Below are 26,069 nucleotides of genomic sequence, written 5' to 3'. Positions count from 1 at the left end.
CGCTACCCCGTCGGCGCGGAGCCCCGCCGCGGCACCCCGCCGGGCGGACCCTCGACCGGCGGGAACCCCAACTCCCATTCCAGCCCATACCGTTGGAAGAGCTCGGCGCGCAGGCGGGGCAACGGCGTGGGTGCTCCGGGCAGCAGCAGCGGAACCACCGAGCCCATCAGCAGCGCGCGCAGCAGCGGGTAATCGGCATCCGGATCGGTCGAGCCGTACGCCACGACCGTCTCGCGCAGCAAGTGGGCCAGCCGCTGCTGCTCGGGGCACTGGATGAATCCGTCGGCCGTCAGGATCCCCGCCATGTGCGTCCGCATCAGCAAGGGATGATCGCGGGTCAGCCCCAGGATCGCGTCGATGGCCCGCGCCAGCAGCTCACGCCCCGCCGATGGCCCGTCCGGTCGCGGTTCCCGCTCCAGCGCTTCCTGGAGTGTGAGGTGCATCAGCCGGTGCACCGCGGATTGCAGCAGTTGGCGCTTGCCCGGGAAGTAGTACGAGACCAAACCGCGGGCCGCGCCCGCGCGCTGCGCGATGTCCCCGAGCGTCGTCGCCTCGTATCCGCGCTCACCGACAAGATCGACGGTCGCCTGGAGCAGCCGCTCGCGGGAACGTCGCCGCAGTTCTTCATTGACCGATGGACTGCGGGGGGTCATCCTGGAACTCCTGCGTTGACTGGCTCGGAGCCAGTATACTCGGGTGCATCGCCGGATGTCCGTCTGCCCGAGGCACGGGGTCCGGTCGAGCCACCTGATTCGGGCGACGCGGGGGATCGCCCGAAGCGGGTGGCATCACGGTCGGCCTCTTGACCCGTACGACGTGGGTCGAGAGGCCGATCCCCGTCGAGGGCGTGCGCAGACCGCGCCGGTTGCGGCTCTTGCCGACTTCCACCCGTACGCGGGAGCGGGCCCCGCCCCCGAGTGCGCGGAGCAACTCGCCCGGGACGCACGGGAATTCGTGGCCCAACGGGCGGGGCGGCGCGAACACTTCGCCGGCGCCCCCTTCGTCACGGACGAGGACAACGGCCGCGTCCGCGCCGCCTCTCCACGTGCGACGACGGCATCGACGACGCCCCGCACGCCACACCGGCCGACGACTGAACCACGCGGTGCCCCCGGTTCTATTCGCTGAATCGGGTTGTCTCGCTGAGGTCGGCGCGGGGGATGGTGATGCCGTTCACCGGAGCGGACGGATCCGCGTAGCCGAAGGAGACGCCGAGCAGCAGCTTGCGGTCCTCAGCGACGCCCAGTGAGCTACGCACCGTGTCGGCGTAGAAGCTGAGGAGCCCCTGAGGGCAGCTCGCTATGCCGTACGCCGTCAGGGCCAGCAGCAGTGTCTGGCTGTACATGCCGATGTCGGCAGCCATCCGCACCTCGGCGGTGGCCGGCAGGAACAGCAGGGCGACGTGCGGCGCACCGTAGAAGTTGAGGCTCTCGGCGTCGTACGCGGCACGGGCCGTCTGATCGGTGCGGTGGATGCCCAGGGCGTCGTACATCGCCGCGCCTGCCGCGCTGCGCCGCTTCTGATGCAGGTCGCCGTACATGTCCTCCCGGTAGGGGAAATCCGGAGTCCGGTGCTCCGCGGCATGGGCGGCGAGGAGGTCCGCGCTGAGGCGGTCGCGGGCGGCGCCGCTGACCACCTCGGCGTGCCAGGGCTGGGTGTTGGAGTTGGAGGGCGCCGCGCCCGCGAGGGAGAACACGGCGCGGAGGGTTTCCTGCGGTACGGGGTCGGGGCGGAAGGCACGGATGGCGCGACGGCCGCGGATGAGCTGCTCCGCGTGGGCGCGCAGGGGTGCGGTCGATGCGGGGGCGGTGGTCATGGCGTTGTTATTCCTCGTTCGGCTGCGGGCTGCGGGCTGCGGGCTGCGGGCTATCGGTCCATGAAGGACTGGATGAGGCGTTCCGCGGCTTCCTTGAGCGCCGCCGCTGAGCGTTCGGCGGTGAAGATCTGCGTGCTGATGTTGGCGCCTTCCACCAGCATCTGGAGCATGTAGGCCAGGCCCTGGGGGTCGCGGACGGGCAGCGGCGCGACCAGTTCGGCCAGCATCTCCAGGTACTCGGCCTTCAGATCTCCGGCCGCGCGGTGCACCGGGTGGTCGCGGTCGGGGAATTCGACGCAGGCGTTGGCCAACGGGCAGCCGCGGAAGTCCGGTTCGCCGATCCGGTCCGCCATGGCGCCGATCACGTGGTGCAGTTGAGCCAGTGGATCGTCGGGACAGGCGGCGCGTGCCGCGTCCAGCCAGACGTGCCGGGGTTTGGCCTGCGCCTTCACGTAGGTGACGGCGAGGTTCTCCTTGGAATCGAAGCTCCGGTAGATGCTCGGCTTTCCGACGCCGGAGCGCTCGGCGATCTCGGCGACGCCGACCGCCCGAATCCCTTCCCGGTAGAAGAGATCACAGGCAACTCCCCAGACACGCTGCCCTGTTGGTGACCGGACTTCCATGCGTCATGCCTTCCTGACGTCCCCGGACGCGCACACCAACCGTGCGACGTACCGATCGGTACTAGCGGAACGACCCTCACCGTACCGATCGGTACGGTGAGGGTCAATTGCCAACGAGTGGGGGAGGTGCGGACGAGCGCGTCGTTCGCCGGCTGACGTCCGGCTCTTTCCGCGACGGCACCCGACGGCTTCGTCAGCGGTCGTCGTGGCTCGGCCCGGCCATCCTGGCGGCGATCTCCTCGCGCTGGTCTCCCGTGGCCGGCATCTCCACCGCGTCCCGGTAGAACCACCGGCTGAGCGCCGCCCGCAGGCGTTCCGTCCGGCGCCGCGGGCCTTCCGCCGGGGAGGTTTGCAAGGGGCGGGGGCGCTCGCGGACCAGGAGGGTGTAGTGCACCGACGGCGACAGAGCCACGTGCTCGTCTTCCATCCGTCCCTCGACGAACTGGTGGATCTGTCCCGTCTCGTCTCCTTCGACAAGGCGCTTCCGGTCGTGATCCTGAAGTGCCAGACAGAGACGTTTCGTGACGATGAAGGCAATGGGCGGAGCCAGGACGAGACACACCCTGAACGTCCACGTCAGGGCATTCAGCGAGACGTCGAATGTCTGCGCAATGACGTCGTTCCCGCCGGCCAGGAGCAGCACGGCGTAGAACGTCACGCCGGAAACCCCGAGACCCGTGCGGGTGGGGCGATTGCGGGGCCGCTCGCACAGGTGGTGTTCACCGGTGTCGCCGGTGACCCATTTCTCGAAGAAGGGATACGCGTACAGGCACAGAAAGATCAGACCGGGAAGCACGACGGCAGGCACCAGCACGTTCCACATGATGGTGTGCCCCCACAGGTTCGTCTCGAAGGGCGGCATCAGCCGTAGGGAACCTTCCAGGAACCCGATGTACCAGTCCGGCTGCGATGCTGTGGACACCTGGTCGGTCTGGTAAGGGCCGTAGTCGTACACAGGGTTGATCTGTGCCAGCCCGCCGAGCAGCGTCAGCACCGCGAAGACCATGAAGAACAGGCCCGTGGATTTCGCCATGAACTGCGGGTACATGGGCTGTCCTACGGCGTTCCTGTTCGTCTTTCCGCGTCCCGCCCAGTGCGTGTGTTTGAGATGGACGACCAGGATGAGATGTCCCACCAGCAGCGCGATCAGAATGCCGGGCACCAGGAGGATGTGGATGACGTACAGCCTGGGGATGATGTCCATGCCAGGGTATTCGCCGCCGAAGGCGAAGAAGGTCAGATAGGTGCCGACGACGGGAATCGACAGCATCACGCCCTCGGCGATACGCAGGCCCGTCCCCGACAGGAGATCATCGGGCAAGGAGTAGCCACAGAATCCTTCCAAGAGGGCGAGCGTGAACAACGTGACGCCAACCGCCCAGTTGATTTCCCGCGGCCGTCGGAAAGCCCCGGTGAAGAACACCCGCAAAAGATGAACGCCAATGGCGGCGACGAATACGACGGACCCCCAGTGGTGGATCTGGCGGATGAGCAGGCCCCCGCGGACCTCGAAGCTGATGTGCAGGACCGACGAGTAGGCATCGGTCATCCGGACGCCCCGCAGGGGCCCGTAAGGACCGTGATACGGGCTCTCCGACATCCCAGGGTCGAAGAAGAGTGTCAGATACACGCCCGTCAGCAGCAGTACCAGGAAGCTGTACAGCGCCAACTCGCCGAGGAGAAACGACCAATGATCGGGGAACGCCTTTCTGAGCAGCCCCTTACCTGCCTCCGCCGCCGGCAGGCGCCCGTCGAGCCACGCGAAGGTACGCGCGAACGCGTCACGTTCGGCACTCCGTCGTCTTGTCTTCTGCCGAGCGAAAAGCATACCTAGTCTCCAATCGACGCACCACGTGCGGAATCCGGCACCACTGCCTTACGGGAAGTCGGACGCTGCCTTGCGCACGGGGAACAGCCCAGCGGTTTGCGGAGTGACCGTGTGCCGGCTGAAACCGGGTGACAGGCCGAACGGATGGTGCTCTGCCCTGGTGCGCCGTCACATCACCCTGCGCTGCCCTGCCGTCACGTTGCTGTGCCGTCACGATCCGAGGTCGTTGTGCTGGAAGGCGAAACCGGCGACCCCCGCGGCGAGTACGCCGACCCCGATCAGAAAAAGCCACAGTCCGTAAACGATGCCGATCCCGAGCAACGCGGATCCCGCGGCAGTGAGCACCGGGTAGTAGCTGCGCGGCGAGAAATTCCCCAGTGGGCCGACGGCTTCCTGGATCCGCACCCGCTTGCGGTCCTGTAGCCGCTGACCCCGCCGTACGTGCTGGGTCCAGAGGAAGAATGAGATCAGCGCGGACATCAAGAAGGAGACGATGAGTGCCGCGAGCCCGGCGGGTTCTCCCGCCAGCCAGCCGTACACGGCGGCTGTGATGGCGAAGAACAGGGTGACACCGGCGAAGAGAAATGACTCCGCCTTCATCGGGCCACCTCACTCTCTCCGGAGGGTGATGGTCCGTTGCGTGATGTTCTCGGCGGGGGTTCGACCTCGGGATGGTGAAGGTCAAAAGCCGGAGCTTCCGAGCGGATGCGGGGAAGCGCCACGAAATTGTGCCGCGGCGGCGGGCAGCTCGTTGCCCATTCGAGGGACCTGCCCCACCCCCAAGGGTCGTCCGTAGCGACCTTTTCCCCGTACCGGCTGGTTCGCCAGACGTTGTAGAGGAAGGGAAGCGTGGACAAGCCCAAGAGGAAGGCACCGGCGGATGAAATCGTATTGAGCGTGGTGAAGCCATCGGCCGCCAAGTAGTCGGCATAGCGGCGGGGCATGCCCATCTCGCCCAGCCAGTGCTGTACGAGGAAGGTGCACTGAAAGCCGACGAAAAGCGTCCAGAAGTGAATTCTGCCCAGCCGTTCATCGAGCATGTGGCCGGTCATCTTGGGCCACCAGAAATAGAATCCCGCGAACGTCGCGAAGACGATGGTGCCGAACAGTACATAGTGGAGATGGGCGACGATGAAATAACTGTCCGTCATGTGAAAATCCAGAGGCGGCGAGGCGATCAGTACCCCGGAAAGGCCGCCCAGCAGAAACGTCACCAAGAACCCGATCGACCACAGCATGGGCGTTTCGAACGACAGCGACCCGTGCCACATGGTGCCGATCCAGTTGAAGAATTTTACGCCTGTGGGTACGGCGATGAAGAAGGACATGAGCGAGAAGAAGGGGAGGAGTACGGCGCCCGTGGCGAACATGTGATGGGCCCATACGGTCGCGGAAAGCCCGGTGATCGCTGCCGTCGCACCGATCAGTGAAATGTAACCGAATACCGGCGCACGGCTGAAAACCGGAAGGATCTCCGTCACGACCCCGAAGAACGGCAGGGCGACGATATAGACCTCGGGATGGCCGAAGAACCAGAAGAGGTGCTGCCACAGCAGTGCTCCGCCGTTGGCCGAATCGAATACGTGCGAACCGAATTTCCGGTCGGACTCCAACGCGAACAGGGCGGCTGTGAAAACGGGGAAGGCGAGCAGGGCCAGGATGGAAGTGAAGAGAACGTTCCAGGTGAAAATCGGCATACGGAACAACGTCATGCCGGGGGCTCGCAGGCATACGACCGTGGTGATGAAATTGACGGATCCCAGGATGGTGCTGAGGCCGGCCACGGCCAAGCCCATGGTCCACAGGTCGGCCCCGGCTCCGGGAGTGCGCACCGCGCCGTTCAGCGGAGCGTAGGCGAACCAGCCGAATGATGCGGCACCGTTCGCCGTCAAAAAGCCCGATACCACCATGAGCCCGCCGAACAGGTAAACCCAGTAAGTGAAAGCGTTGAGACGCGGAAAAGCTACGTCGGGGGCGCCGATCTGGAGGGGCATGATGACGTTGGCGAACCCAGTGAAGGTGGGTGTCGCAAACAGCAGCATCATGATGGTGCCATGGATCGTGAACAACTGGTTGTACTGTTCGTTGGAAACGATTTGCAAGCCGGGTCGGGCGAGTTCCGCGCGCATGGCCATGGCCAGGAGGCCGGCGAAGAGAAAGAAAGTGAAAGAGGTCGCCAAATACATGTTGCCGATGACTTTGTGGTCGGTTGTCGTCAGCCAGCCGAGCATTGTCCGGCCGGCCCGCACCTTCTGGTCCGAAACGGTATCGGTATCGATATCGGCGGGCTCATTCTCCGTGACGTGCATGGGGCCTCCGGGATGCAATGGCAGGCCATGTCCCATCGGGCGGCGGCCTGAGTCCGTGCGTGGCTCCCTGGTCTGCCCTCGGCCCGGGTGCCGGGACGACGCCGGACGATGGAAGCTTCGCCATCCTGGCGGGCGCGTAGCGGCCCTGTGCTCCGCCACGCCGCGAGGGCGGAGGGGCGGGATCCGACTGGCCGCTTAGTCGGGTAGTTCGCCTGTCGGATCAATTCGGCAACGACAGCGCATCGAGCGGCCAACGCTCCGCCGTCCTCCGGAAATCTCAAGCGTCGGATTTTTTGCGCAATGAGTTGTTGAAATCGCCGGAAAGGGAATTCGGCGGTACAGTTGATTACTGGATCAGGAGGTTGCCGTGATCATTCTCGGAATCATTCTCCTCGTCATCGGACTGGTTGCCGGTATTTCGATCCTGTGGACGATCGGCTGCGTACTCGTCGTTATCGGAGCAGTGCTCTGGGCCATGGGATCCCTGGGACACGCGGTGAGGGGCCGGCGTCACTACTGGTGACGGGGCGGAGCCCGGCGGTTCGCCGCAGGCCGGTGGGGTGGTGGTGCCGTGCCGGGCTGCGTAGACCGAATGCAGCCCCTTTGTGCGTTCCGGGGTTAAATCAGTTGCCCGCATCGAGGTCTGCGCCGGACCATCCCCGTCCATGAACGCCACCGATGAGAATCAGGTAGCTGCCTCCGGCGGATCCCGCCCCCTCGCGCTGGTGACCGGCGTGGGCCGGACCGTCGGCATCGGCGCAGGGGTAGCCCGCCAACTGGCCAGCTCGGGTTGGGACATCGCCTTCACGTACTGGCCCCCCTACGACCAGCGCATGGTCTGGGGCGTCGAGCAAGGGGCAACGGGCGCGATCGACAGCGCGCTGACCGTGTGCGGCGCGAGGACGACCGCGATCGAGGCTGACCTCGCCGATCCCGAAGCCCCTGCGCGGATCTTCCAGGAGGCGGAACGCCGGCTGGGCAGTGTCACCGCCTTGGCCATGTGCCACTGCGAGTCGGTCGATTCCGGTCTGCTCGACACCACCGTCGAGAGCTTCGACCGGCACTTCGCCGTCAACGCACGCGCCGTCTGGCTGTTGATCCGCGAGTACGGCCTACGCTTTCGCGGCGCCCACGGAACGGGCCGGATCGTCAGCCTTTCCAGTGACCACACCGTCGGCAATCTTCCCTACGGCGCGAGCAAGGGAGCTCTGGACCGCATCACCTTGGCCGCGGCCCAGGAATTCGCCCACCTCGGCGTCACCGCCAACGTGATCAACCCCGGGCCGACCGATACGGGTTGGATGTCCCCGGAGGTTCGGGAGAGTTGCCTCGCCCGGACGCCGCTCGGCCGCCTCGGCACTCCGCGAGACACCGCCCACCTGGTGGACTTTCTGTGCTCCCCACAGGGGCAGTGGATCAACGGGCAACTGCTGAGCAGTAACGGTGGCTGCGTCTAGCTAGGACCTGTCCGGGCGATCACGCGTCCCGTTAGACATCTCAGGGGGCTAAGAAGTCAAGAAGGTCCGCGAGTCTTGATCGCTGCTGAGCCTGCTGATTGGCTGGCCGACATGAATGATCTCGGACTCCTTGCGTGGCCGCCTGCACCGATCAGGACCGAGAGGCTCGTGCTGCGTGAGCCCGAGACCCGGGACCGTGCGGCGTTCATCGAGCTGCTGGCGTCGCCAGATGTGCACACCTACCTCGGCGGCCCCCGCCCTCGTGACGAGCTTGAGCGCGAGATGCCCGAGGTGCCCGAGCGGTGGCCCGGGAGCTTCGTCGTTGATCTCGACGGGGCGATGATCGGCCAGATACTGCTCAGGAGAGCGACGGAACACCATCGCCCGGCTGCCGCGGGAAAGGTCGATCTCGGCTACCTGTTCCTGCCACGGGCGTGGGGATTCGGGTATGCCGCCGAGGCGTGCGCGGCGGCACTGGACTGGCTCGAAGTCGTCCTTCCCGGTGAGCCGGTGGTGCTCGCCACTCAGACCGCCAACGACGGCTCGATGCGCCTCGCGGCAAAGCTGGGGTTCACCGAAGTAGAGCGGTTCCGGGCCTGGGACGCCGATCAGTGGCTCGGCCTGCGGTCCCCGGTACTGCCCTCCGATGGGACGCCGGGGCCGGAACCCACCGGAGGGCAACGGTGCCAGTCTCAGAGCGGGTCTCCAGGACCGTGAGAGTCGAACGTTCCGCTGCCCGTTGTCGGCCGGCTCACCGGCCCCTTGCGGGGACCGGACCAGGCCGCCTACACCCTGGATTAGGGTGACTAGGCGGGGGGACCTGATGAGTGCTGTGGAGATGATTCGCTCGGATGCCGTCACGCTCGTGCAGCGGATCATGCAGGCGGACTACGCCTCAGACGACGAGGTGGACGGCTGGGTGGACAGGCTCGACAGAGCCCTGGCATGCCCGTCCGGTTATGTCAGCGACTTGATCTTCTGGCCGACGGAGCGGGAGCTTTTGGCTGATGAGGTAGTCGATCAGGCCCTGGCGTATCGGCCAATCGCTTTGTGAGGTCGGGACTCAACTCCGAAGCCAGATGAGCAGAGCTGCGGTTGTTGCGCGAGGAAGACGTAGCCGCGCTTGTCATAGCGAGTGGCCACGGCCCGGGACTGCTTCAGCCTGTTGATCGCTCGTTCAACGGTGTTGCGCTTCTTGTACCGCTCTTCGTCGACGCCGGGTGGTCGTCCGCCGCGTGAGCCTTTTCGTAGGCGGGCGGCCTGGCTATCGGACTTCTCCGGGATCGTGTGCCGGATGCCCCGGCGCCGCAGGTACTTACGACACGGGCCGTTGCTGTATCCCTAGTCGGCCGCGATGCTGTCGGGCTTCGTGCGCGGCCGGCCCGGACCGGCCCGCGGAACGCAGATCTTCGCCAGCACCGTCTGGAACTGGCTGCAGTCCGCCCGTTGTCCGCCGGTGACGACCAGGGACAGCGGGCGGCAGCGGCCATCCGCGCTCGGGTGGAGTTTGCTGGTGAACCCGCCCCGCGAGCGGCCCAGACCCTCACTTCCAGCACCACCTCCACCAGCCGGGCGAGCAGGCTCTGCCACGGTGTTTCGCCCTGGTGTTCTGCCGCTTCGGCCCCCTTTGACGCGGGCGCCGGCGGCGGTTGCGTCCGGGCACCGGCCGCGTGCTGATGAGCCCGCACGATGGTGGAGTCCACCGAGATGTCCCAGTCGATCTCGCCCGCGACGTCGGCAGCGGCCTGGACCTGCTGTAGCAGACGCTCCCACGTCCCGTCGGCCGACCACAGCCGACGGGTCCTAGCTAGGCGAGAGGGCTCCGCCTGGATACCGGGCCCCCGGGCGTCTTCCCCCGACCTGGCGTTCACTCGTGGGGGACGACCGCCACGGGGCACGGGGCATGGTGAGCCGCGGCGTGGACGACGTGCCCTATGGGCGGGCGCAGCGCTCGGTGTTTGTGGCGGCGGCCCACGACGAGCAGGCCCGCATCGTCGGCGCAGTGCAGCAGTGCGGGTGCAGGGCTCTCCATCATGACGCAGTGCTCCACAGGCACGTCGGGGAAGGTGTCCCGCCAAGGACGCAGTGCCTCGGTCAGCTCCCATTGAGCGTCCCGCGCCGCGGTTTCCACCGCGTACGGTTCCACGCCGCCGCCTCGGTTGTACGCGTACGAGGGGAGGTGTCTGCCGAGCACGGCGCGCAGGGGGACGTCCCACCGTGCAGCGGTGTCGAAGGCGAAGGCGAGCAGCGCCTTGCAGGGCTCGTGCAGGCTCGCGCCCACCACCACACAGCCCTTCTGTGCCGTCGATTCGGGGTCCTGCGGGGCGCGGACGAAGACGGTGGGTACGCCGGAGTGCGACATCACCTGGAGCCCCACCTCGCCGAGCACGTAGCGGGCCATCGGGTTCGCGTCCCGTGAGCCGAGGACGAGGAGGTCCGATCGGTCGGCCGCGTCCAGCAGGGCATCCAGTGGGTCCTTCACCACCAGTTCGTCTTCCATGGGGAGTTCGGGGCGGCGTGCCTGGATGGCGGCGCGGGCCTCGTGCACGATCCGCCGGGGCCAGTGGCCCTGCTCGTCGTCATCGCCGGGCTGTGGGGCTCCGTGTGCCCGCAGCGTCCACGCGTGCAGCAGCCGCAGTCGGGCATGACGCAAAAGGGCCTCCCGCGCGGCCCAGTGGGCGGCGGACAACGACTCGGGTGTGCCGTCCAAGCCGACGGTGATGACGTTGTTCATGGTCGCGCTCCGTGTTCTTCGACGACCGCCAGGGGCTGTGCGTCGGCGGGAATCACGCGGCGCCCGCGGGCCCGCGTAAGCCCTTCCCGACTCGGCGTGCCCGTGCACGAACCGGGTCTTCTTCATTGTCCTTCGGCCGCACGTGCGGGTCATCCGGTGGGGGGTGAGGGGAGGGCAGGGGGCGGGGCTGCGGGCGGTCGGTGCGGGAGCGGCTACCGCCGCGGGTGGATCGTGGAACTGGCATATGCCAGTTGGTAACTTGTATTGTCGTAGAGGCTTGCGGAAACTATGGTTGTCGTCATGAAGCCGACTGAGACCGCCGATGCGGAACTGGTAGCCCTCGACAAAGCCCTTTACGACGCACTCAACCCGCTTGCCTCGGCCATGCGTGCCCGGTCGACCGGGCTTCCCAAGGACCGTATGTGGGATGCGGATCCCGTGGAGGTGACGCTGTCGATACTCGCCGCCTGGAAGGTGGTGGATGTAGAGGTCGGACGGTTGGCGGCGCAGGCGGCCCGCACCGCCGGTTCCTACGGTGCGAGCTACGAACAGATGGGTGCTGCCTGGGGGATCACCCGGCAGGGTGCCCGCAAGAAGTGGCCCGAGGCCATCGACAGGCCGTCCACTGAGGCGAAGCGGAAGTCGAGCACCGTCGAACTCTTCGGCGGGACCGCCGAGTTGTCCTGGAGTCCGGCGTGCGGCGGCTGGCGGTGGTCCGGGCACGGTGCCGACGGCATGCGCGGGGAGGCCGAGCGAGCCTCTTCCTTCAGCACGAAGGAAGAGGCCGCCGCGCACGCCGGCGTCTTTCTGAAGGAGCATGCCGCTGACAGGCCCTGAAGTGGCCCTGGGGCGGACCGCTTTGGCGCCGCTGGGCGCGCCCTCGGGAGAGCTCGACGGGGAGCGCACTGCCCATCGCGGCGACGCCATGGCCGAAGGTCGTTGCGCCGGGCGCGAAGTCCGGGTGGTGGGTGAGTCATCGGCGCGTTGTCGGATTTTGCCATTGGGGGCGCCCGGGGGAGGCGGCAAGCCAAATAGGGGGAGTGGGGAGCAGGGAGTGGAAAGGGGGGAATCAGTCGTGGCACGGAATGGCCTGGTCGACCGAGGGCGGCGCGGGTTCGGGGCAGTTCTCACGGCCCATGGTCGGTGCTTGCCACGCCGCGAGCATCTACGCGAGGCGGCCCGCAGTGTCCGTCGCGGCTTGGCCGTTGTCGGGATGGCGGTGTGGGCCGTCCTGTCGCAGGGGTGGCTGATGGTGCGGGCGGGCCGTGGAGCGTGGCGCGCTTTACCGCGCCACGCTGGACCGGAGCCTACGGATGATCGCGGCGCCGATGACGGCGGGAGCGGTCGTCGTGTCCGGGCGCGGGCCGTGGCCGCCGCCCGCTGCTGGTCAGCGGGCGGCGAGGTGTGCGGTCACGCAGGGGTCTTCGTTGCGGTAGCCGAGACGGGTGTAGAGGCGTTCGGCGGGGGCGTTGTCGGCGAGCTGCCAGAGCGTGCAGAAGCCGTGGTGGTGCACGGCGTACCGGGTCAGCCACGAGGTCAGTCCGGCACCGAGGCCCTGGCCGCGCTGCCGGGCGTCCGTGGCAACCGATGCCATCAGCGGGGCGCCGTTGTCCCGCAGGGTGCTCAGGGCACCGCAGGCCACCAGTCGGCCGTCCGTGTCGCAGATGCCCGCCCACAGGCGCACATCGGACGAGCCTGGGCCGGTCGAGTGGGCGGGGCTGTGCTCGCCGAGGAAGTCACGCAGCTCCCCGTGGTGGGTCGGGCCGAGCGCGACCACCCGTTCCTCGGCCCGTTGGACCGGCGGCGCTTCCAGGGTCCAACGGAAGACCCATTCGACGGCGGAGGTCACCGGAAGGTGCCGGGCAGTCAGCGCGTCGGTGCCGCGAGGACCGGTGAACTCCCTTACACCATCGGGGAGTTCATGGGCGGCGCGCAGGATGAGGCCGGCGCAGACGTCCGGCTGCCCGACGCTCCACACGTGCCCGCGATCGGCGTCAAGCCAGGCCACGGCGCCATCGCCGGACCAGCTGATCCGGCCCGCAGGGCGCGGCCGTGCGGCGCCGAAACGCAGCAGGGCGGAACCGGTCTGGAACTCCAGGCCCTGGGTGAACAGGTCTGCCGTCGGGGGGAGAAGAGTCGTTGCGTGCATCGTTCTCTGGGGGAAGGGCGTCACGGGAAGGCGACAGTCCGGGCGCGCGCAGGGCGCGACCGGAACCGTCTGAGGTATTGGGGGCCCGGCGGCGGCTGCGCACAAGGCGCGCCCGGCCGACCGGACTGCCCACTGTTGCACACCGCCCCTGGGCTGGGGCAAATTCGCCGCTTATGGGAGGCACGGCCCGGGGCATCGGGCGGCTTCGGACGGCGGGGGAGCGGAGGGGCATGTCCGGTAGGGCGCCCACCCCGTGACGGGTGCAGTCGCCGCGGCGCGCCGGGCGCCGGACCGGCCCCAGGCCCTGCGCGAGGCGTCCGCAGGTCAGGGGAATGTCCGGATGCTGAATTGCCGCTTCTTGTGAGTCGGGAGAAGCGGCCGGTCGCCGCCGGATCAGCAGGAAGGGGGCGACGGTCGTCGCCGACGAGCGCGCGGCAGGCTGCCTGGTGCGGACCGGTGCGGCCTCGGCCTTCGCCACGGACTCAGCACCCGTCGGGCCAGACGGACGGGGCGGCCCGCACCGTGGCCGAGCGCCACGTACAGGAAGCGGTCGGGGCGGCGGGCGGCTGGAGCACCGGGGGCGGCAGCGGCGGGGAACGGCTCCAAGGGTTCCTGGTGAACGGCGATGCCGGCAAGGGCGACGCCGCGAAAGGCGATGGCTCGAACGGTGATGTGTGGAACCGTGACGCGACGATCCCGCTGATCGAATGGCGTGGACCGCAGCCCTGGCCGGCCGGTGGACGGACGGCTGATCGGGGATCTTCGCAGGTGCCGGGCAGGCACGTCGGCGCCGAGCGGAGACCTCGATGCCGATCAGGAACTTCCCGACGTGTCCTTGGGCTCCTGGTGGTCACCCCGGCCATCTCCGCCCTGCCTGTCGTGGCCGACTTCCTGGTCCGGAGCGTCGTGGCTGGTGCGGAAGGACGGCTTGTCGTTTTCGATCTCGACGCGTACCCGGTCGCCGGGGGACAGGGTTCCGTCGAGCAGCAGCCGGGAGAGCGAGATGTCGATCTCGCGTTGGATGGTGCGCCGCAGCGGTCGGGCTCCGTATTCCGGCTGGTGGCCCCGCTGGGTGAGCCAGTCGACGGCCTCCGGCGTGAACTCGATCGCGATGTCCTGGGCATGGAGCCGGCGGCGTGTCGATTCCAGCAGCAGGTTCGTGATCTGGCGCAGCTGGTCGTCCGTGAGGCGTCGGAAGACGATGATCTCGTCGAGCCGGTTGAGGAATTCCGGGCGGAAGTGGCCGCGCAGGGTGCTCAGCGCCCGGTCCCGCGCCGCGTCGCCCGTACCGGCCGCGCCGTCGCCGGGGCCGAAGCCGACGACGCCGAGACCGCCGCTGAGCGCGTCCGAGCCGAGGTTGCTGGTCATCACGATGACCGTGTTCTTGAAGTCGACCGTGCGGCCCTGCGAGTCGGTCAGATGGCCGTCGTCGAGTACCTGAAGAAGCATGTTGAAGACGTCGGGGTGGGCCTTCTCCACCTCGTCGAGCAGCACCAGCGAGTACGGGTGCCGGCGTACGGCCTCGGTCAGCTGCCCCGCGTCCTCGTGGCCGACGTACCCGGGAGGCGCGCCGACCAGCCGGCTCACGGTGTGCCGCTCCTGGTACTCGCTCATGTCGAGCCGCACCATGCGCTCCTCGCTGCCGAACATCGCCTCGGCCAGCGCGCGGGCCAGCTCCGTCTTTCCCACACCCGTCGGGCCGAGGAAGAGGAAGCTGCCGATCGGGCGCTGCGGGTCGGCGAGTCCGGCGCGGGAACGCAGGATCGCCTCCGAGACGGCGGCCACCGCGTCGTCCTGCCCGATGACCCGCGAGTGCAGACGCTCGTCGAGGCCCAGCAGCCGGCTCCGTTCCTCCTCCGTCAGGTTGCTGACCGGGATGCCCGTCTGCCGCGACACGATGTCCGCGATGTCATCGGCGGTGACCTCCACGACCCGGCCGTCTCCTGGCGCCTCGCCCGCGCTTTCGCCTGCGCCGATCCGAGCGGTGAGTTCCGCGATACGGTCGCGCAGTTCGGTGGCCCGTTCGTACTGCTCCGCTGCGACGGCCTGGTCCTTGTCCCTGACCAGCTGCTCCGCCTCGCGTTTGAGGTCTTGCACGTCGGTGGCCGCGGTGCCCGACCGCAGGCGGATCCGGGCCCCCGCCTGGTCGATCAGGTCGATCGCCTTGTCCGGCAGGAAGCGGTCGGTGAGGTAGCGGTCCGACAGTTCCACCGCCGCGAGCAGTGCCTCGTTCGTGTACCTGACCTGGTGGTGTGCCTCGTACCTGTCCTGCAGCCCCCGCAGGATCTCCACGGTGTCGGGTACCGAGGGCTCGGGCACGAGGATGGGCTGGAAGCGGCGGGCGAGTGCGGCGTCCTTCTCGATGTGGCGCCGGTATTCCTCCAGCGTGGTGGCGCCGATGACGTGCAACTCCCCGCGGGCCAGGGCGGGTTTGAGCATGTTGCTGGCCTCCAGGGAGCCGCCTTCCGAACCGCTGCCGCCGGCCCCGACCACGGTGTGCAGCTCATCGATGAAGACGATCAGGGAGTCCGCATGCGCGCGGACCTCCTCGATGATGTTGTTGAGCCGCTCCTCGAAGTCTCCGCGGTAGCGGGTACCGGCGACGACACCCGTCAGATCCAGCGAGACGACCCGCCGCCCGGCCAGAACGTCGGGGACCTCCCCGTCGGCGAGGCGCTGCGCCAGGCCCTCGACGATCGCCGTCTTCCCGACGCCGGCATCGCCGACCAGGACCGGATTGTTCTTGCCGCGCCGGGAGAGCACCTCGATCGTCTGCTCGATCTGCTCCTCGCGGCCGATGACCGGGTCGATACGGCCCGACCGCGCCATGTCCGTCAGATCGCGGCTGTATTTGTCGAGGGTCGGCGTCTCGTGCCGTGCGGCGGGGCTCTGCTCGGGGGTGGCGGCCTGGTGGCTGCCCCCTTGATGGCCCAAGCCGCCCTGCGGGGTGGCCTGCGGGTCGAAGTGGAAGACGTTCAGGATGCGGCCCGCTGCCGAGTCCGGATTGGCCGCGAGTGCTTCGAGCACATGCTCGGGGCCGATGTAGGACGCACCGCTGCCCAGCGCCAGGTCGTGGGCGCCCAGCAGGGCCCGCTTCACCGCCGGGGTGACGGCGACGCGGGACTGCTGCGGCCCCGTCCCTGCGCTGCGGTCGATGTCGTTCGCCAGCGCGTCGGGATCCGCGCCGGACTGGCGCATCAGGCTGCGCGTCGGTTCGGCGGAGAGCGCCGCCCGCAGCAGGTGCTCGGTGCCCAGCTCGGGGCTGCCGTGATCCGCGGCGTAGGTGGCTGCGGTGGTGACCAGGTCCCGGGCGCTTTCGCTCATCAGACGGGCGATGTCCGCCTGCCGTGGTGTGCGGCTCGCCCCGTCGGAGCGGCCGAAGAATCGTCCGATGAAGTCGCCGAACGGGTCCGGGTCGTAGCCCTCCGGACCCATGAATCCGTTGCTCATGTGTGTCCGTTCCGCTGTCACGGTGCCGCGACATGCTGCGTGTCGGGTGCCTTGCGCTGCTGCTCTCGCGGGTGTCCGGGTGGAGCCCGGACACACATCCGTACCGCCCAACGGCGCCTCCGGCTGCCCGCGCCGCGCAGGCCCGGCGTACGCCCTCCACTGCTTCAGGATCAGGGCCACGACGGCGCTCCGCACGCGGGCGCAGCTGCCGGGCTGCCGGAGGACGTCCCCAAGCGACGGACTGCAGGGCAGGCGGAAGCGTCAGGTCGTGGTGGGCCGGAGCACGTGGTACCGGTACAGGCCGAGCGGGGCGTCCGGCGGCAGGGGCTCGGCGTGCTCGGCGCGGAAGGACTGGAGCAGCGGGGCGATGCGCCGGCAGCGCCTCGCGGCGACGGCGGAGCGGGAACGGCCGTGCGTCGGTCGGAGGCCGGAGGGCGGAACGACTGTGATCCAGGTGGGACTCAGGCGTCCCCCTGCTCAGCCCTCACCCCGTTCCCCTCAGCCCGCCCCGCCCGCCTGTTCCTCCGGTCGGCTGTCCGTACGGATGCGGGAGGCGAGTACCGCGATGTCGTCCTCCGCGTCCTCACCGAAGCGGTTCAGCACCTCGTCCAGCAGGTCGTCCAGGCGTCCGCTCGCGGGTACCCGCAGCGACGCCAGCCGCTCGACGGACACGTCGATCGCCTCGTCCCTGCGCTCCACCAGGCCGTCGGTGTACATGAACAGCACGGTCCCGGGCCCGCACGGCAGTACCTGGCTCTCGTACGTGCCGTAGCCGGTGCCCAGCGGCGGGCCGACGGGGAGCTGGGCGATGCGGGCGCTGGCGCGGTCCGGATCGATGAAGACGGGGGGCAGGTGTCCTGCGCTGGCCACCTCGCACACCCCGGCGAGCCGGTCGACGACCGCGATCAGGCAGGTGGCCGCGCGGTCGAGCCCGGAGCGTTCCACCATGGTGTCGAGCTGTTCCAGGATGCGGTGCGGCGGCAGTTCGTCCTCGGCGAGCAGGCGCAGCAGGGAGCGGTAGTGGCTCATGGCGACGGCGGCCTCGACGCCGTGCCCCATCACGTCGCCCATGGCCTTGAGGTGGCGGCCGTCCTTCAGCGGGATGACGTCGAACCAGTCACCGCCGACCAGCACATCGCGCTCGGCCGGCAGGTAGCGGGTGGCGATCTCGATGTGCGGGTGCTGGCCGCGCGGCTCGGAGAGGAGCGCGCGCTGAAGTTCCAGGGCGACGCCGTGCTCGTGCGCGTACCGGCGGGCGTGTTCGAGGTCGACGGCCGTGCGGCCGGCCAGCTCGCGGGCGACGACCATGTCCTCCTCTTCGGTGAAGGCGGGGGAGCCGCCCGTGCGGCCGAGCCCGAGTATGCCCTGCGGGTTCCCGCGTGCGGTGAGCGGGACGACGATCATCGAGTGCAGTCCCATGGCGCGGTAGGCGGCGGCCCGCTCGGGCGCCGGGCCCGACCGGCTGAGCTGTTCGTCGGTGGGGTTCGCCAGCACCGGCTGGTTGGTGGCCAGGGAGCGCTGTACGACCGAGTCCTCCTGGTAGTCGATGTACTCGCCCGGCTCCTGGAAGTTCCCGGTGACGGCGTCGCGGATGGCCGGGGCGATGGCCAGGGCGGCGCGGCGCATCCGGAGCACGCCGGGCGGCGGACGGCGCACGGCGTGGCCGATGTCCGGCGGGAAGACCTCGACGGACGCGACGTCGGCCAGGGTGGGCACCACGAACTCCGCCAGTTCCCGGCAGGTGGTGTCCATGTCCAGGGTGGTGCCGATGCTGGTGGCGGCGGTGTCCAGCATCGTCAGGTAGCGCCTGGTGCGCTCCAGGTCTTCCCGCTGGTGAGCGGCCGAGCTGACCTCCAGGACCACCCCGATCAGGCCCAGGCAGCTGCCGTCCGCCTCGATCCGGTAGTAGCTACCGCGCCAGTGCCGCCGGTCCTTGCCCGTCAGGTCACGCGTCCGACCGCTGAATGTCGTGTCGCGGGGCCGGCCGTCGCGGAGCACGGCACGGAGCACGGTCTGGCGCTCGTCGAACTCCGGCAGGACGGTGATGATGCTCCGGCCGAGGTGCTCGGCGGCCGGCAGGCCGTTGATGAGCGCCTGCGCCGGGTTGACGTACTGGTAGCGCAGGGCGGTGTCGAAGAGGGCGACGCCGTGCGGTGCACCCTCGAAGAGGGTGGCGAGGACGGATCTGTCGCACGGCAGCGGGCTGGCGGCGTTCGCATCGGCCTGCACGTCGACCTCCTGAGGCGGGCACGGACCACCCGCTGCCCGGTCCTCAATCGTCGGACGGCCACCGACGCAGCGCATCCGCGCGCCCGCTCCCCAGAGCCGCTGCGGACCGGGCAGGCAGAGGGGCGGCGGCGGGAGCGCAACCGGTCCCGGATGCCGTCCGGGACCGGTTGCTCCCCACCTCCGCCCCTCCGGGACGCCGGTTCGCCGTGTCCGCCGGGGTCAGACCGCCGGGGCCGGGTAGGTCGGGTACTCCACCCCGGAGACGTGCTGGACGACGCGGATGACCTGGCAGGAGTAGCCGAACTCGTTGTCGTACCAGAGGTAGAGGATCGCGTTGTCGCCGTCGACCATGGTGGGTCCTGCGTCGACGATCGAGGCGTGCCGCGAGCCGATGAAGTCGCTCGACACCGCGTCGGGGGCGGTGGTGAAGTCGATCTGGCGCTTGAGCGGCGAGGTCAGCGACACGTTGCGGAGGTGGTCGAGCACCTCGTCGCGGGTGGTCTCGCGTCCGAGCCGCAGGCTGAGGATGGCGATCGAGACGTCGGGCACCGGGACGCGGATGGAGCTGCCGGTGATCGGCGCGTCGAGGTCGGGCAGTGCCTTGGCGACGGCGGATGCGGCACCGGTCTCGGTGATGACCATGTTGAGCGGCGCCGAGCGGCCACGACGGTCGGCCTTGTGGTAATTGTCCAGCAGGTTCTGGTCGTTGGTGAACGAGTGGACGGTCTCCACGTGGCCGCGCAGGACGCCGTACTCGTCCGCCATCGCCTTCAGCGGCGGGACGATCGCGTTGGTGGTGCAGGACGCGCAGGACAGGATCTGCTCGTCCGGCTTGATCATGTCGTGGTTGACGCCGTGCACGATGTTCGGGACGTCACCCTTGCCCGGCGCGGTCAGCACGACCTTGTCGATACCGGGGCGCAGGTGCTTCGACAGCCCTTCCCGGTCGCGCCACTTGCCGGTGTTGTCGATGAGGATGGCGTCCTTGATGCCGTACGCCGTGTAGTCGACCTCGGAGGGGTCGTTGGCGTAGATCACCTTGATCTCGTTGCCGTTGGCGACGATCGTGCTGTTCGCCTCGTCGACGGTGATCGTTCCCTGGAACTGGCCGTGGATGGAGTCACGGCGCAGCAGCGAGGCGCGCTTGACGATGTCCTGCTCGCCGCCCTGGCGGACGACGACGGCGCGCAGCCGCAGCCCGTTGCCCGATCCGGCCTTCTCGATGAGCAGGCGGGCGACGAGCCGGCCGATGCGGCCGAAGCCGTAGAGGACGACGTCGCGCCCCTCGCGGCACTCGATCTTGTTGGCGCCGGTGGCGCCGGCGACGGCCTCGGCGGTGAACTCCGCCACCGACAGGCCGCGGTCGTCGGACCTGTGGGTCGCGGCGAGCATCCCGATGTCGATCTGGGAAGGGCCGAGGTCGAGCGCGGTGAGGGCCTGGAGGAAGGGCAGGGTCTCGGTGACCGAGAGTTCCTCACCGGCTATCTGGCGGGCGAATCGGTGGCTCTTGAGGATGCTGACCACCGACTTGTTCACCAAGGAGCGGCTGTGCAGCAGGACGGTGACGTCCCTCTCCCGGTGCAGCTTCCCGATGATCGGGATCATCGACTCCGCGATCTCCTCGCGGGTCTTCCAGTTGGTGAACGAGTCGTCATTGACAGTCACAGATTTAACTTTCGAGCTAGGCGGTGCTCATATGGTAGCCGCACCCTTTTTTGATCACGCAAAGGGTGCCGGTGTCAGGCGTCCTCGCGGTAGAGGTCGGCGAGCAGGGCCACGGCGGCATGGGTGGCCGGGTGCGGATCGTGCCGGCGCCAGATGAGGCGGACGGGGACGGGATCGGCGTCGCGCACCGGGCGGTAGGCGATGCCGTCACGGCGGTACTGGGCGGCGGTGGCCCGCGGGGTGACGCCGACGCAGCGGCCGGTGGCGATGGCGGCGAGCCAGTCGTCGATGTCGTGGGTGTACTCGACGGCGGGCCGGGCACCTTCGGGCCACAGGTCCAAGGTGGTGGTGCCGGTGCGGCGGTCCACCACCAGGGTGCGTTCGCGGATCTCCTCCAGGCGGATGCTGCGGCGCCTGGTCCACGGGTCGTCGGACGCGAGGGCCAGACAGCGGTGCTCGTGGCCGACGAGGGCGTGGGCGTAGCGGCGGGTGTCGACGGCGGTGCGCAGGACGGCCAGGTCGCACAGGCCCTCGGCGAGACCGGCTGTGGGGGTGTTGTGGCGGATGAGATGGAGTGCGACGTCGGGGTAGCGGTCGTGCCAGCGGCGCTGGAACTCGGTGGTGTGGCGCCCCATCGAGGACCAGGTGTGGCCGATCCGCAGCCGGGTGTGTCCGGTGGTGGCCTGGCGGACCAGTTCCTCGGCGTCGGTGAGCAGATGGCGGGCGCGGGCGAGTACCTGCACGCCTGCGGTGGTGGGGGTGAGGGTGCGGCTGGTGCGGTGCAGCAGCCGCACGCCGAGGATCCGCTCCAGTGCGAGCAGGGTGCGGGAGACCGCGGCCTGGGAGACGCCCAGCTCGATCGCGGCGTCGGTGAAGCTGCCCGTGTCGACGATCGTGACCAGACAGCGCAGGTGCCGCAGTTCCAACTCCCGATGACCATCCATGCGTTCAGGGTATAGATGGCGCGTCGGATGCATTTTGCGCATGTGCCGGAGCGGCGGATGGTCTGGCCATGACACTCGAAGCTCGCGCAGACGTGACCGTGGCCGTCGTGCCGCAGACGACGTCACACCGGTGGTCCGGGATGGCCCTGATGGTGGGCAGTGGCCTGTCCAACCAGGTCGGGGCCTCGCTCGGGGCGCTCGCCTTCCCGGTCATCGGTCCTGTGGGTGTGGTGGCGGTGCGTCAATGGGTGGCCGCTGCGGTGCTGTTGGGCATCGGCAGGCCGAAGCTGCGTTCCTTCACCGCCGCGCAGTGGCGGCCGGTGCTGGGGCTGGCCGCGGTGTTCGCGACCATGAACCTGACGCTGTACACGGCGATCGACCGGATCGGGCTCGGCCTCGCGGTCACCCTGGAATTCCTGGGCCCGCTCACGGTGGCGCTGGTGAGTTCCCGCCGCCGCATCGACCTGGCCTGTGCGCTGGCCGCCGCGGCTGGTGTGGTGGTCCTCACGCGGCCCCGGCCCAGCACGGATTACCTCGGCATCGGCCTGGCCCTGCTCGCCGCCGTCTGCTGGGGCTGCTACATCCTGCTCAACCGCACCGTGGGCGAGCGCCTTCCCGGGCTCCAGGGGTCGGCCGCCGCCGCGTTCGTCTCCGGGTTGCTCTATCTGCCGGTCGGCGCCGTCGTCCTCCGGCTCCACCAGCCCACCTTCGGCGCCCTGGGGTGCGCGCTCGCCGCGGGCGTGCTGTCGTCCGCGGTGCCTTTCCTCGCCGACCTGCTCGCGCTGCGCCGGGTTCCCGCCCGCTTCTTCGGGGTCTTCATGAGCGTGAACCCGGTGTTCGCGTCGCTGGTCGGCCTGTTCGTGCTCGGCCAGCGCCTCCCCATGGCGTCCTGGCTGGCCGTCGCCGTGATCGTCACCGCCAACGCCGTCGCGGTGGGCACCGCCACGCGCCACTCGGAAGGGACGGCCGCAGGGTGAGGGCGCTCGGTGCCGTCAAACGAGGCGCGGCTCCCGGGAGTTGTCCCCCGGCGTCGGTGGATCGGCGCGCAACGTCACTGCGAGCCGCTCGAACGCGGTGGGCGCCGGTTGCTGCGGCAGGAAGGCGCTGATCTGCCGGGCGCAGTCCACCGCGGTGGCCGTGGCCGTATCGCATTCGATGTCGTACACGCCGTGCGCATGCACCTGCTCGAACTGCCGGGCCGCCAGGCCCGCCGGGCGGTCGCCGCGTTCGCGTTCCCGCCGCTCCAGTTCCGCCAACGGGCACCGGACGCCGACCAGGACCACATCCCTGGCCGTGAAGAGCCCGAGGCAGTCCAGCAGCCGCCACGGTTCGCTCAGTACGTGATCCACCACCACGTTGTTGCCGGCCGCGGCCATCCCGGCGACGGCGCGGTGGAAGCCCATCCAGGTGCGTCGCAGGAGAAGCGGCAGCTCGCCGGGGGAGACCTCGCGGCGGGACCGCATCGCGTGGAAGGCGTCGACGGGCAGGTGGAAGTACGGCTCGTCCAGGGTGTGCAGCAACTCCCTCGCGATACTGGACTTTCCCGAACTGGACGTCCCGTTCAGGAAGATGATCCGCCCGCCGCTCCGGGCCCGATCGGGACCGGCATCGGACAGTGCCGGCTCGGGAACGCTGCTCTTCTCACCGGATCCGGGCATGGACGGGCTCCTTCGCTGCTGTCGGTGACGTCCGGGCATCATGCCCCCTGAGCTGGTTCGACGGTGAGTCATCGCCTCGGCACCCGGCTTCGCTGCCGTCCGCGCGTACGCATCGAGTCGCCGCCGACGGACGCAGCATCGGGGGCTTTCCCCACGGTGCATCGGCCCGTTGCCCGGATGGATCGGCGGATCGTGGCCGCGCAGGCTGAACGCGTCCGGAATCCCGACCGAAGGGACAGTTTTGTGTTCAGCCTGACCTGGGCGCACCGCCGTGCGGCGCGTGCCGCCGGAGTCGTCGCACTGGCCGGCGCGGTGTGCGCCACCACGATGACCGGCAGCGCCGGGGCGATCGTCAACGGGGGTAATTCCACGCAGCGTTACCCGTTCATGGCGACGGTCCCCGTGTCGGTTCCGCACGTGCGGGACGACGGTGTCTGCGGGGCGTCGCTGATCGATCCGCAGTGGGTGCTGACGGCGGCCCACTGCGTCGATCCGAAGCTGGTGAAGCCGGACGGCATCGTCCGCATCGGCAGCGCGCGACGGACGTCAGGGGGCACGGTCCGCGCCATCGACGCGAGCTTCACGCACCCGGGCTATGCGCTGGGCGGGCCCAACCGGAACGACGTCGCGCTGATCCGCCTGGACCGCCCGGTGAGCGAGCGGCCCATCCGGATCGCCGCACGGCCCGGACGGCCCGGCACACCGACCCGGCTGCTGGGCTTCGGCACCGTCGTCGACACGAAGGACCTCACCAAGGCGGTGTTCCCGGACCGGCTCAGGCAACTCGGCACCCGCCGGGGATCCGACGCCGAGTGCGCCCCCGGCTACGCGGGCAGGACCCGGCTGTGCACAGTCAGCCGGGTGCCGCACGCCATGGCCTGCTACGGGGACTCCGGCGGACCGCAGATCCAGCGGGGCAACGGCGGGCGGTGGGAGCTGATCGGGACCACATCGGGCCCCGGCGCCCCTGGCCTGGCCTGCGCGGACGGGCCGGGGCTCTACAGCAGCGTGCCCGCCTACGCCGGCTGGATCCGGAAGACGATCGCCCGGAACGGCTGATCCCGGCCGCCCCCGGACGCATCCCGCCGCTCGGGGACCGGTCCGCACGCGGGCGGTTCAGCCCGCCTTCCGGGCCCGGTGGCGGCGTACCGCGTCGCGGTTGGCGCAGCCGTGCGAGCAGTAGCGCTGCCGCCCGGCGCGGGTGAAGTCGGCGTAGGCGTGGGTGCATTCGGCCAGCGCGCAGCGGCCGAGGCGGTGCATGCCGAGGCCGGTCAGGTGCAGGGCGGTGCCGACCGATGCGACGGCGCGCAGCACGCCGCCGATGCCGATGCCGTCCTCGCGGTAGTGGATGTGCCAGCCGCCGTCGGCGTGATCGGTCAGCCGGGGGTGCGTCGAGGCGTCGGCGAGCAGCGCGTTGAGCAGCGCGGCGCGGTGCTCGTCGGTGGCGGCGTCGACGACCTCCGCCCAGCGGGGCAGGTAGTCCAGCACCTCGGCGAGGTCGTGGTCATCGACCGGCCGGTCGATGGCGAAGCCCGCGGCGACGCAGCGATCGGCCAGCTCGGCGGGGCTGCGCGGCGGCGCGTTGGTGAGCTGGGCCACAAACCGGACCGGGTCCTGCCCGTAAGGGTTCAACTGCATAAGACCATTACAGCAGGGTGAGGGCATGGACTCCCCCCTGGCCGGCCCGCGCCCCGGCACTGTCGAGCACCCCCTGCCGGGACGGCCCCCCGGCCCCCGGCAGGACCGCGGAAAGTGGCTGCCGCTGGTGGCCACCTGCCTCGGCACCTTCCTGCTGCTCGTCTACGCGACGATCGCGACCGTGGCCCTGCCCCGGATGGCCACGGACCTGCACGCCGACTTCGGCTCGCTCCAGTGGATCGTCGACGTCTACACCCTCGCGCTGGCCGGCCTCCTGCTGGGCATGGGCTCACTCGGCGACAGCCTGGGCCGCAAGCGGCTCTACGTCATCGGGCTGAGTGTCTTCACGCCCGCCACCCTCGCCTGCGGCCTGGCCCCGAACGTCCAGGTGCTCATCGTCGCCCGCGCCGTCCAAGGGCTCGCGGGCGCCGCGATGTTCGCGACCCTGCTGCCTCTGATCGGCTTGACCTACAGCGGCGACGATCGGGCCAAGGCGTTCGCCGTCTGGGGCGCGGTGGCGGGCGCGGCGGCCGGAGTGGGAAACGTCGCAGGCGGCATGCTCACCCAATTCCTCTCCTGGCAGTGGATCTTCTACGGCGCGGTCCCGGTCTGCGCCGCCACCCTCGCCCTGTCCGTCAAGGTGCTGGCCCACGACGCAGGCCGGCCCGCCCGCATCGACTGGCCGGGCATCTCAGCCTTCACCCTGGCCGCCGTCGGCCTCACCTTCGGCTTCCTCCGCGGCGGTGAAAAAGGCTGGTCGGACGCCTCGACGCTGCTGGGCTTCGCCGTCGGCGGCGTGCTGCTGGCCGCCTTCGTCCTCATCGAGCGGACCACGGACACTCCGATGATCCCGCCGGCACTGTTCCGCAAGCCCGCCTTCGACGGCATGCTCATCGCCTCCTGCGGCTACTACCTGGCCGCCTTCGGCTTCCTCCCGGTGCTCTCCCTGTGGCTCCAGAACGGCGCCGGACTCAGCTCCCTCGGCACCGCCCTGGTCCTCACCGTGCAGCCGGCCGCCTTCTTCGCCACCTCCGCCCTCGCCGGCCGCACCCTGCACCGCATGCCCGCCCGCTGGACCATCGGCGGCGGCACGGTAGTCGTCGGCCTCGGCAACCTGGCCCTGCTCGCGGTCGGCCCCGGCTCCTCCTGGCCGGCCCTGCTGCCAGGACTGGTCGTCACCGGGGTGGGAGCGGGCCTGGTCTCACCCGTCCTGCCCGCGGTCGCCATGTCCTGCGCGCCACCGGCCCACAGCGGAGTCGCCGCAGCCGCGGCCAACAGCGCCCGCCAACTCGGCCTCGCCCTGGGTATCGCCCTGCTCGGAACCGTCTTCCACCAGTACGTCCCGGGCACGGGCGCCGGCACCTCGCACGCCCGGTACGCCACGGCCCTGCACGCGGTCTTCCTGCTCGCCGCGGCCCTCTCGCTGGCCGGGGGAGCGGCGGCGATATGGCTGCTCGGCCACCGACCGGCGACGGCAGGCGACGCGGCGGGCAGGAGCCGTCCGTAGCCGCGCCCCACCCCGTCAACTCCCGGGCACAGCGGCGCGATGCGGGCGTAGCGTACGGACGC

Annotated in this window: 22 protein-coding genes and 1 pseudogene; 8 read left to right on the top strand and 15 right to left on the bottom strand. The window is 69.6% G+C overall.

Annotation, left to right across the window (positions count from 1 at the left end; translation table 11 throughout):
- Nucleotides 1–2: 2 nt before the first annotated feature.
- From ACGFNI_RS06295 to ctaD, 6 genes are all read right to left on the bottom strand, one after another.
- Nucleotides 3–653, bottom strand: coding sequence for a TetR/AcrR family transcriptional regulator (locus tag ACGFNI_RS06295; protein WP_393681086.1), 651 nt, complete (start codon nucleotides 651–653; stop codon nucleotides 3–5).
- 464 nt (nucleotides 654–1,117) lie between these two features.
- Nucleotides 1,118–1,816 carry a nitroreductase gene (locus ACGFNI_RS06290; RefSeq protein WP_393681085.1) on the bottom strand — a complete coding sequence of 233 codons (699 nt, stop codon included), beginning with the start codon at nucleotides 1,814–1,816 and terminating at the stop codon, nucleotides 1,118–1,120.
- Nucleotides 1,817–1,866: 50 nt separating this feature from the next.
- Nucleotides 1,867–2,439, bottom strand: a complete 573-nt coding sequence (locus ACGFNI_RS06285; RefSeq protein WP_393681083.1) for a TetR/AcrR family transcriptional regulator — start codon at nucleotides 2,437–2,439, stop codon at nucleotides 1,867–1,869.
- Between the two features lie 193 nt (nucleotides 2,440–2,632).
- A complete protein-coding gene (locus ACGFNI_RS06280; protein ID WP_393681081.1) occupies nucleotides 2,633–4,267 on the bottom strand; it encodes a cytochrome bc complex cytochrome b subunit in 1,635 nt (544 codons plus the stop codon).
- Nucleotides 4,268–4,477: 210 nt separating this feature from the next.
- Complete coding sequence (locus tag ACGFNI_RS06275; RefSeq protein ID WP_393681080.1) at nucleotides 4,478–4,867, bottom strand: cytochrome c oxidase subunit 4; 390 nt, start codon at nucleotides 4,865–4,867, stop codon at nucleotides 4,478–4,480.
- Nucleotides 4,864–6,498: a cytochrome c oxidase subunit I gene (gene ctaD / locus ACGFNI_RS06270; RefSeq protein ID WP_393681469.1), complete on the bottom strand. Its 1,635-nt coding sequence runs from the start codon at nucleotides 6,496–6,498 to the stop codon at nucleotides 4,864–4,866. Before ctaD ends, ACGFNI_RS06275 begins: the two co-directional genes overlap by 4 nt.
- 445 nt (nucleotides 6,499–6,943) lie before the next feature.
- On the opposite strand from ctaD, the gene ACGFNI_RS06265 reads away from it, so the two are divergent.
- The 4 genes from ACGFNI_RS06265 (at nucleotide 6,944) to ACGFNI_RS06250 (ending at nucleotide 9,087) form a co-directional block, all read left to right on the top strand.
- Nucleotides 6,944–7,099 (top strand): DUF6131 family protein, encoded by a 156-nt coding sequence (locus ACGFNI_RS06265; RefSeq protein WP_393681079.1) that lies wholly within the window; start codon nucleotides 6,944–6,946, stop codon nucleotides 7,097–7,099.
- A 142-nt stretch (nucleotides 7,100–7,241) separates the two neighbouring features.
- Nucleotides 7,242–8,033 (top strand): SDR family oxidoreductase, encoded by a 792-nt coding sequence (locus ACGFNI_RS06260; RefSeq protein WP_393681077.1) that lies wholly within the window; start codon nucleotides 7,242–7,244, stop codon nucleotides 8,031–8,033.
- Between the two features lie 111 nt (nucleotides 8,034–8,144).
- Nucleotides 8,145–8,750 carry a GNAT family N-acetyltransferase gene (locus tag ACGFNI_RS06255; RefSeq protein WP_393681467.1) on the top strand — a complete coding sequence of 202 codons (606 nt, stop codon included), beginning with the start codon at nucleotides 8,145–8,147 and terminating at the stop codon, nucleotides 8,748–8,750.
- Between the two features lie 106 nt (nucleotides 8,751–8,856).
- Entirely contained in the window at nucleotides 8,857–9,087 is a 231-nt protein-coding gene (locus ACGFNI_RS06250) for an e9imm peptide (RefSeq protein ID WP_393681075.1), read from the top strand.
- On the opposite strand, the pseudogene ACGFNI_RS06245 reads toward ACGFNI_RS06250, so the two are convergent.
- Together ACGFNI_RS06245 and ACGFNI_RS06240 are read right to left on the bottom strand one after the other, a co-directional pair.
- A pseudogene (locus ACGFNI_RS06245) lies at nucleotides 9,054–9,829 on the bottom strand (IS5 family transposase); the annotation flags it as partial. The gene ACGFNI_RS06250 and the pseudogene ACGFNI_RS06245 overlap by 34 nt on opposite strands.
- A gap of 71 nt (nucleotides 9,830–9,900) precedes the next feature.
- Entirely contained in the window at nucleotides 9,901–10,767 is an 867-nt protein-coding gene (locus ACGFNI_RS06240; protein WP_393681073.1) for a universal stress protein, read from the bottom strand.
- A 300-nt stretch (nucleotides 10,768–11,067) separates the two neighbouring features.
- Here ACGFNI_RS06240 and ACGFNI_RS06235 point away from each other — a divergent pair, with 300 nt between their 5' ends.
- Nucleotides 11,068–11,604, top strand: coding sequence for a hypothetical protein (locus ACGFNI_RS06235; RefSeq protein ID WP_393681071.1), 537 nt, complete (start codon nucleotides 11,068–11,070; stop codon nucleotides 11,602–11,604).
- Nucleotides 11,605–12,154: 550 nt separating this feature from the next.
- Here the strand turns inward: ACGFNI_RS06235 and ACGFNI_RS06230 are convergent.
- From ACGFNI_RS06230 to ACGFNI_RS06210, 5 genes are all read right to left on the bottom strand, one after another.
- The gene (locus ACGFNI_RS06230; RefSeq protein WP_393681069.1) at nucleotides 12,155–12,916 is read right to left on the bottom strand and encodes a GNAT family N-acetyltransferase; all 762 of its coding nucleotides are present in this window, start codon (nucleotides 12,914–12,916) and stop codon (nucleotides 12,155–12,157) included.
- Nucleotides 12,917–13,729: 813 nt separating this feature from the next.
- Nucleotides 13,730–16,366: an ATP-dependent Clp protease ATP-binding subunit gene (locus tag ACGFNI_RS06225; RefSeq protein WP_393681067.1), complete on the bottom strand. Its 2,637-nt coding sequence runs from the start codon at nucleotides 16,364–16,366 to the stop codon at nucleotides 13,730–13,732.
- A 498-nt stretch (nucleotides 16,367–16,864) separates the two neighbouring features.
- Nucleotides 16,865–18,595 carry a SpoIIE family protein phosphatase gene (locus ACGFNI_RS06220; RefSeq protein WP_393681065.1) on the bottom strand — a complete coding sequence of 577 codons (1,731 nt, stop codon included), beginning with the start codon at nucleotides 18,593–18,595 and terminating at the stop codon, nucleotides 16,865–16,867.
- Nucleotides 18,596–18,814: 219 nt separating this feature from the next.
- Nucleotides 18,815–20,260, bottom strand: a complete 1,446-nt coding sequence (locus ACGFNI_RS06215) for a glyceraldehyde-3-phosphate dehydrogenase (protein ID WP_393681063.1) — start codon at nucleotides 20,258–20,260, stop codon at nucleotides 18,815–18,817.
- A 74-nt stretch (nucleotides 20,261–20,334) separates the two neighbouring features.
- A complete protein-coding gene (locus ACGFNI_RS06210; protein WP_393681062.1) occupies nucleotides 20,335–21,204 on the bottom strand; it encodes a LysR family transcriptional regulator in 870 nt (289 codons plus the stop codon).
- Between the two features lie 140 nt (nucleotides 21,205–21,344).
- On the opposite strand from ACGFNI_RS06210, the gene ACGFNI_RS06205 reads away from it, so the two are divergent.
- Nucleotides 21,345–22,181, top strand: coding sequence for a DMT family transporter (locus ACGFNI_RS06205; protein ID WP_393681465.1), 837 nt, complete (start codon nucleotides 21,345–21,347; stop codon nucleotides 22,179–22,181).
- 15 nt (nucleotides 22,182–22,196) lie between these two features.
- On the opposite strand, the gene ACGFNI_RS06200 is transcribed toward ACGFNI_RS06205, so the two are convergent.
- On the bottom strand, nucleotides 22,197–22,862 hold the full coding sequence (locus ACGFNI_RS06200; RefSeq protein ID WP_393681060.1) for a chloramphenicol phosphotransferase CPT family protein: 666 nt from the start codon (nucleotides 22,860–22,862) through the stop codon (nucleotides 22,197–22,199).
- Nucleotides 22,863–23,105: 243 nt separating this feature from the next.
- Here ACGFNI_RS06200 and ACGFNI_RS06195 point away from each other — a divergent pair, with 243 nt between their 5' ends.
- A complete protein-coding gene (locus tag ACGFNI_RS06195) occupies nucleotides 23,106–23,921 on the top strand; it encodes a S1 family peptidase (protein WP_393681058.1) in 816 nt (271 codons plus the stop codon).
- Between the two features lie 57 nt (nucleotides 23,922–23,978).
- On the opposite strand, the gene ACGFNI_RS06190 is transcribed toward ACGFNI_RS06195, so the two are convergent.
- On the bottom strand, nucleotides 23,979–24,500 hold the full coding sequence (locus ACGFNI_RS06190; protein WP_393681057.1) for a CGNR zinc finger domain-containing protein: 522 nt from the start codon (nucleotides 24,498–24,500) through the stop codon (nucleotides 23,979–23,981).
- Between the two features lie 25 nt (nucleotides 24,501–24,525).
- Between ACGFNI_RS06190 and ACGFNI_RS06185 the strand changes: the two genes are divergently transcribed.
- Nucleotides 24,526–26,007 (top strand): MFS transporter, encoded by a 1,482-nt coding sequence (locus ACGFNI_RS06185; RefSeq protein ID WP_393681055.1) that lies wholly within the window; start codon nucleotides 24,526–24,528, stop codon nucleotides 26,005–26,007.
- The last annotated feature ends 62 nt before the right edge of the window (nucleotides 26,008–26,069 follow it).

This window comes from Streptomyces sp. NPDC048644 (genome assembly GCF_043199105.1).
Classification (GTDB): domain Bacteria; phylum Actinomycetota; class Actinomycetes; order Streptomycetales; family Streptomycetaceae; genus Streptomyces.
Note: the sequence above shows the minus strand (reverse complement) of the source record. Positions and strands in the feature narration are given on the sequence as shown.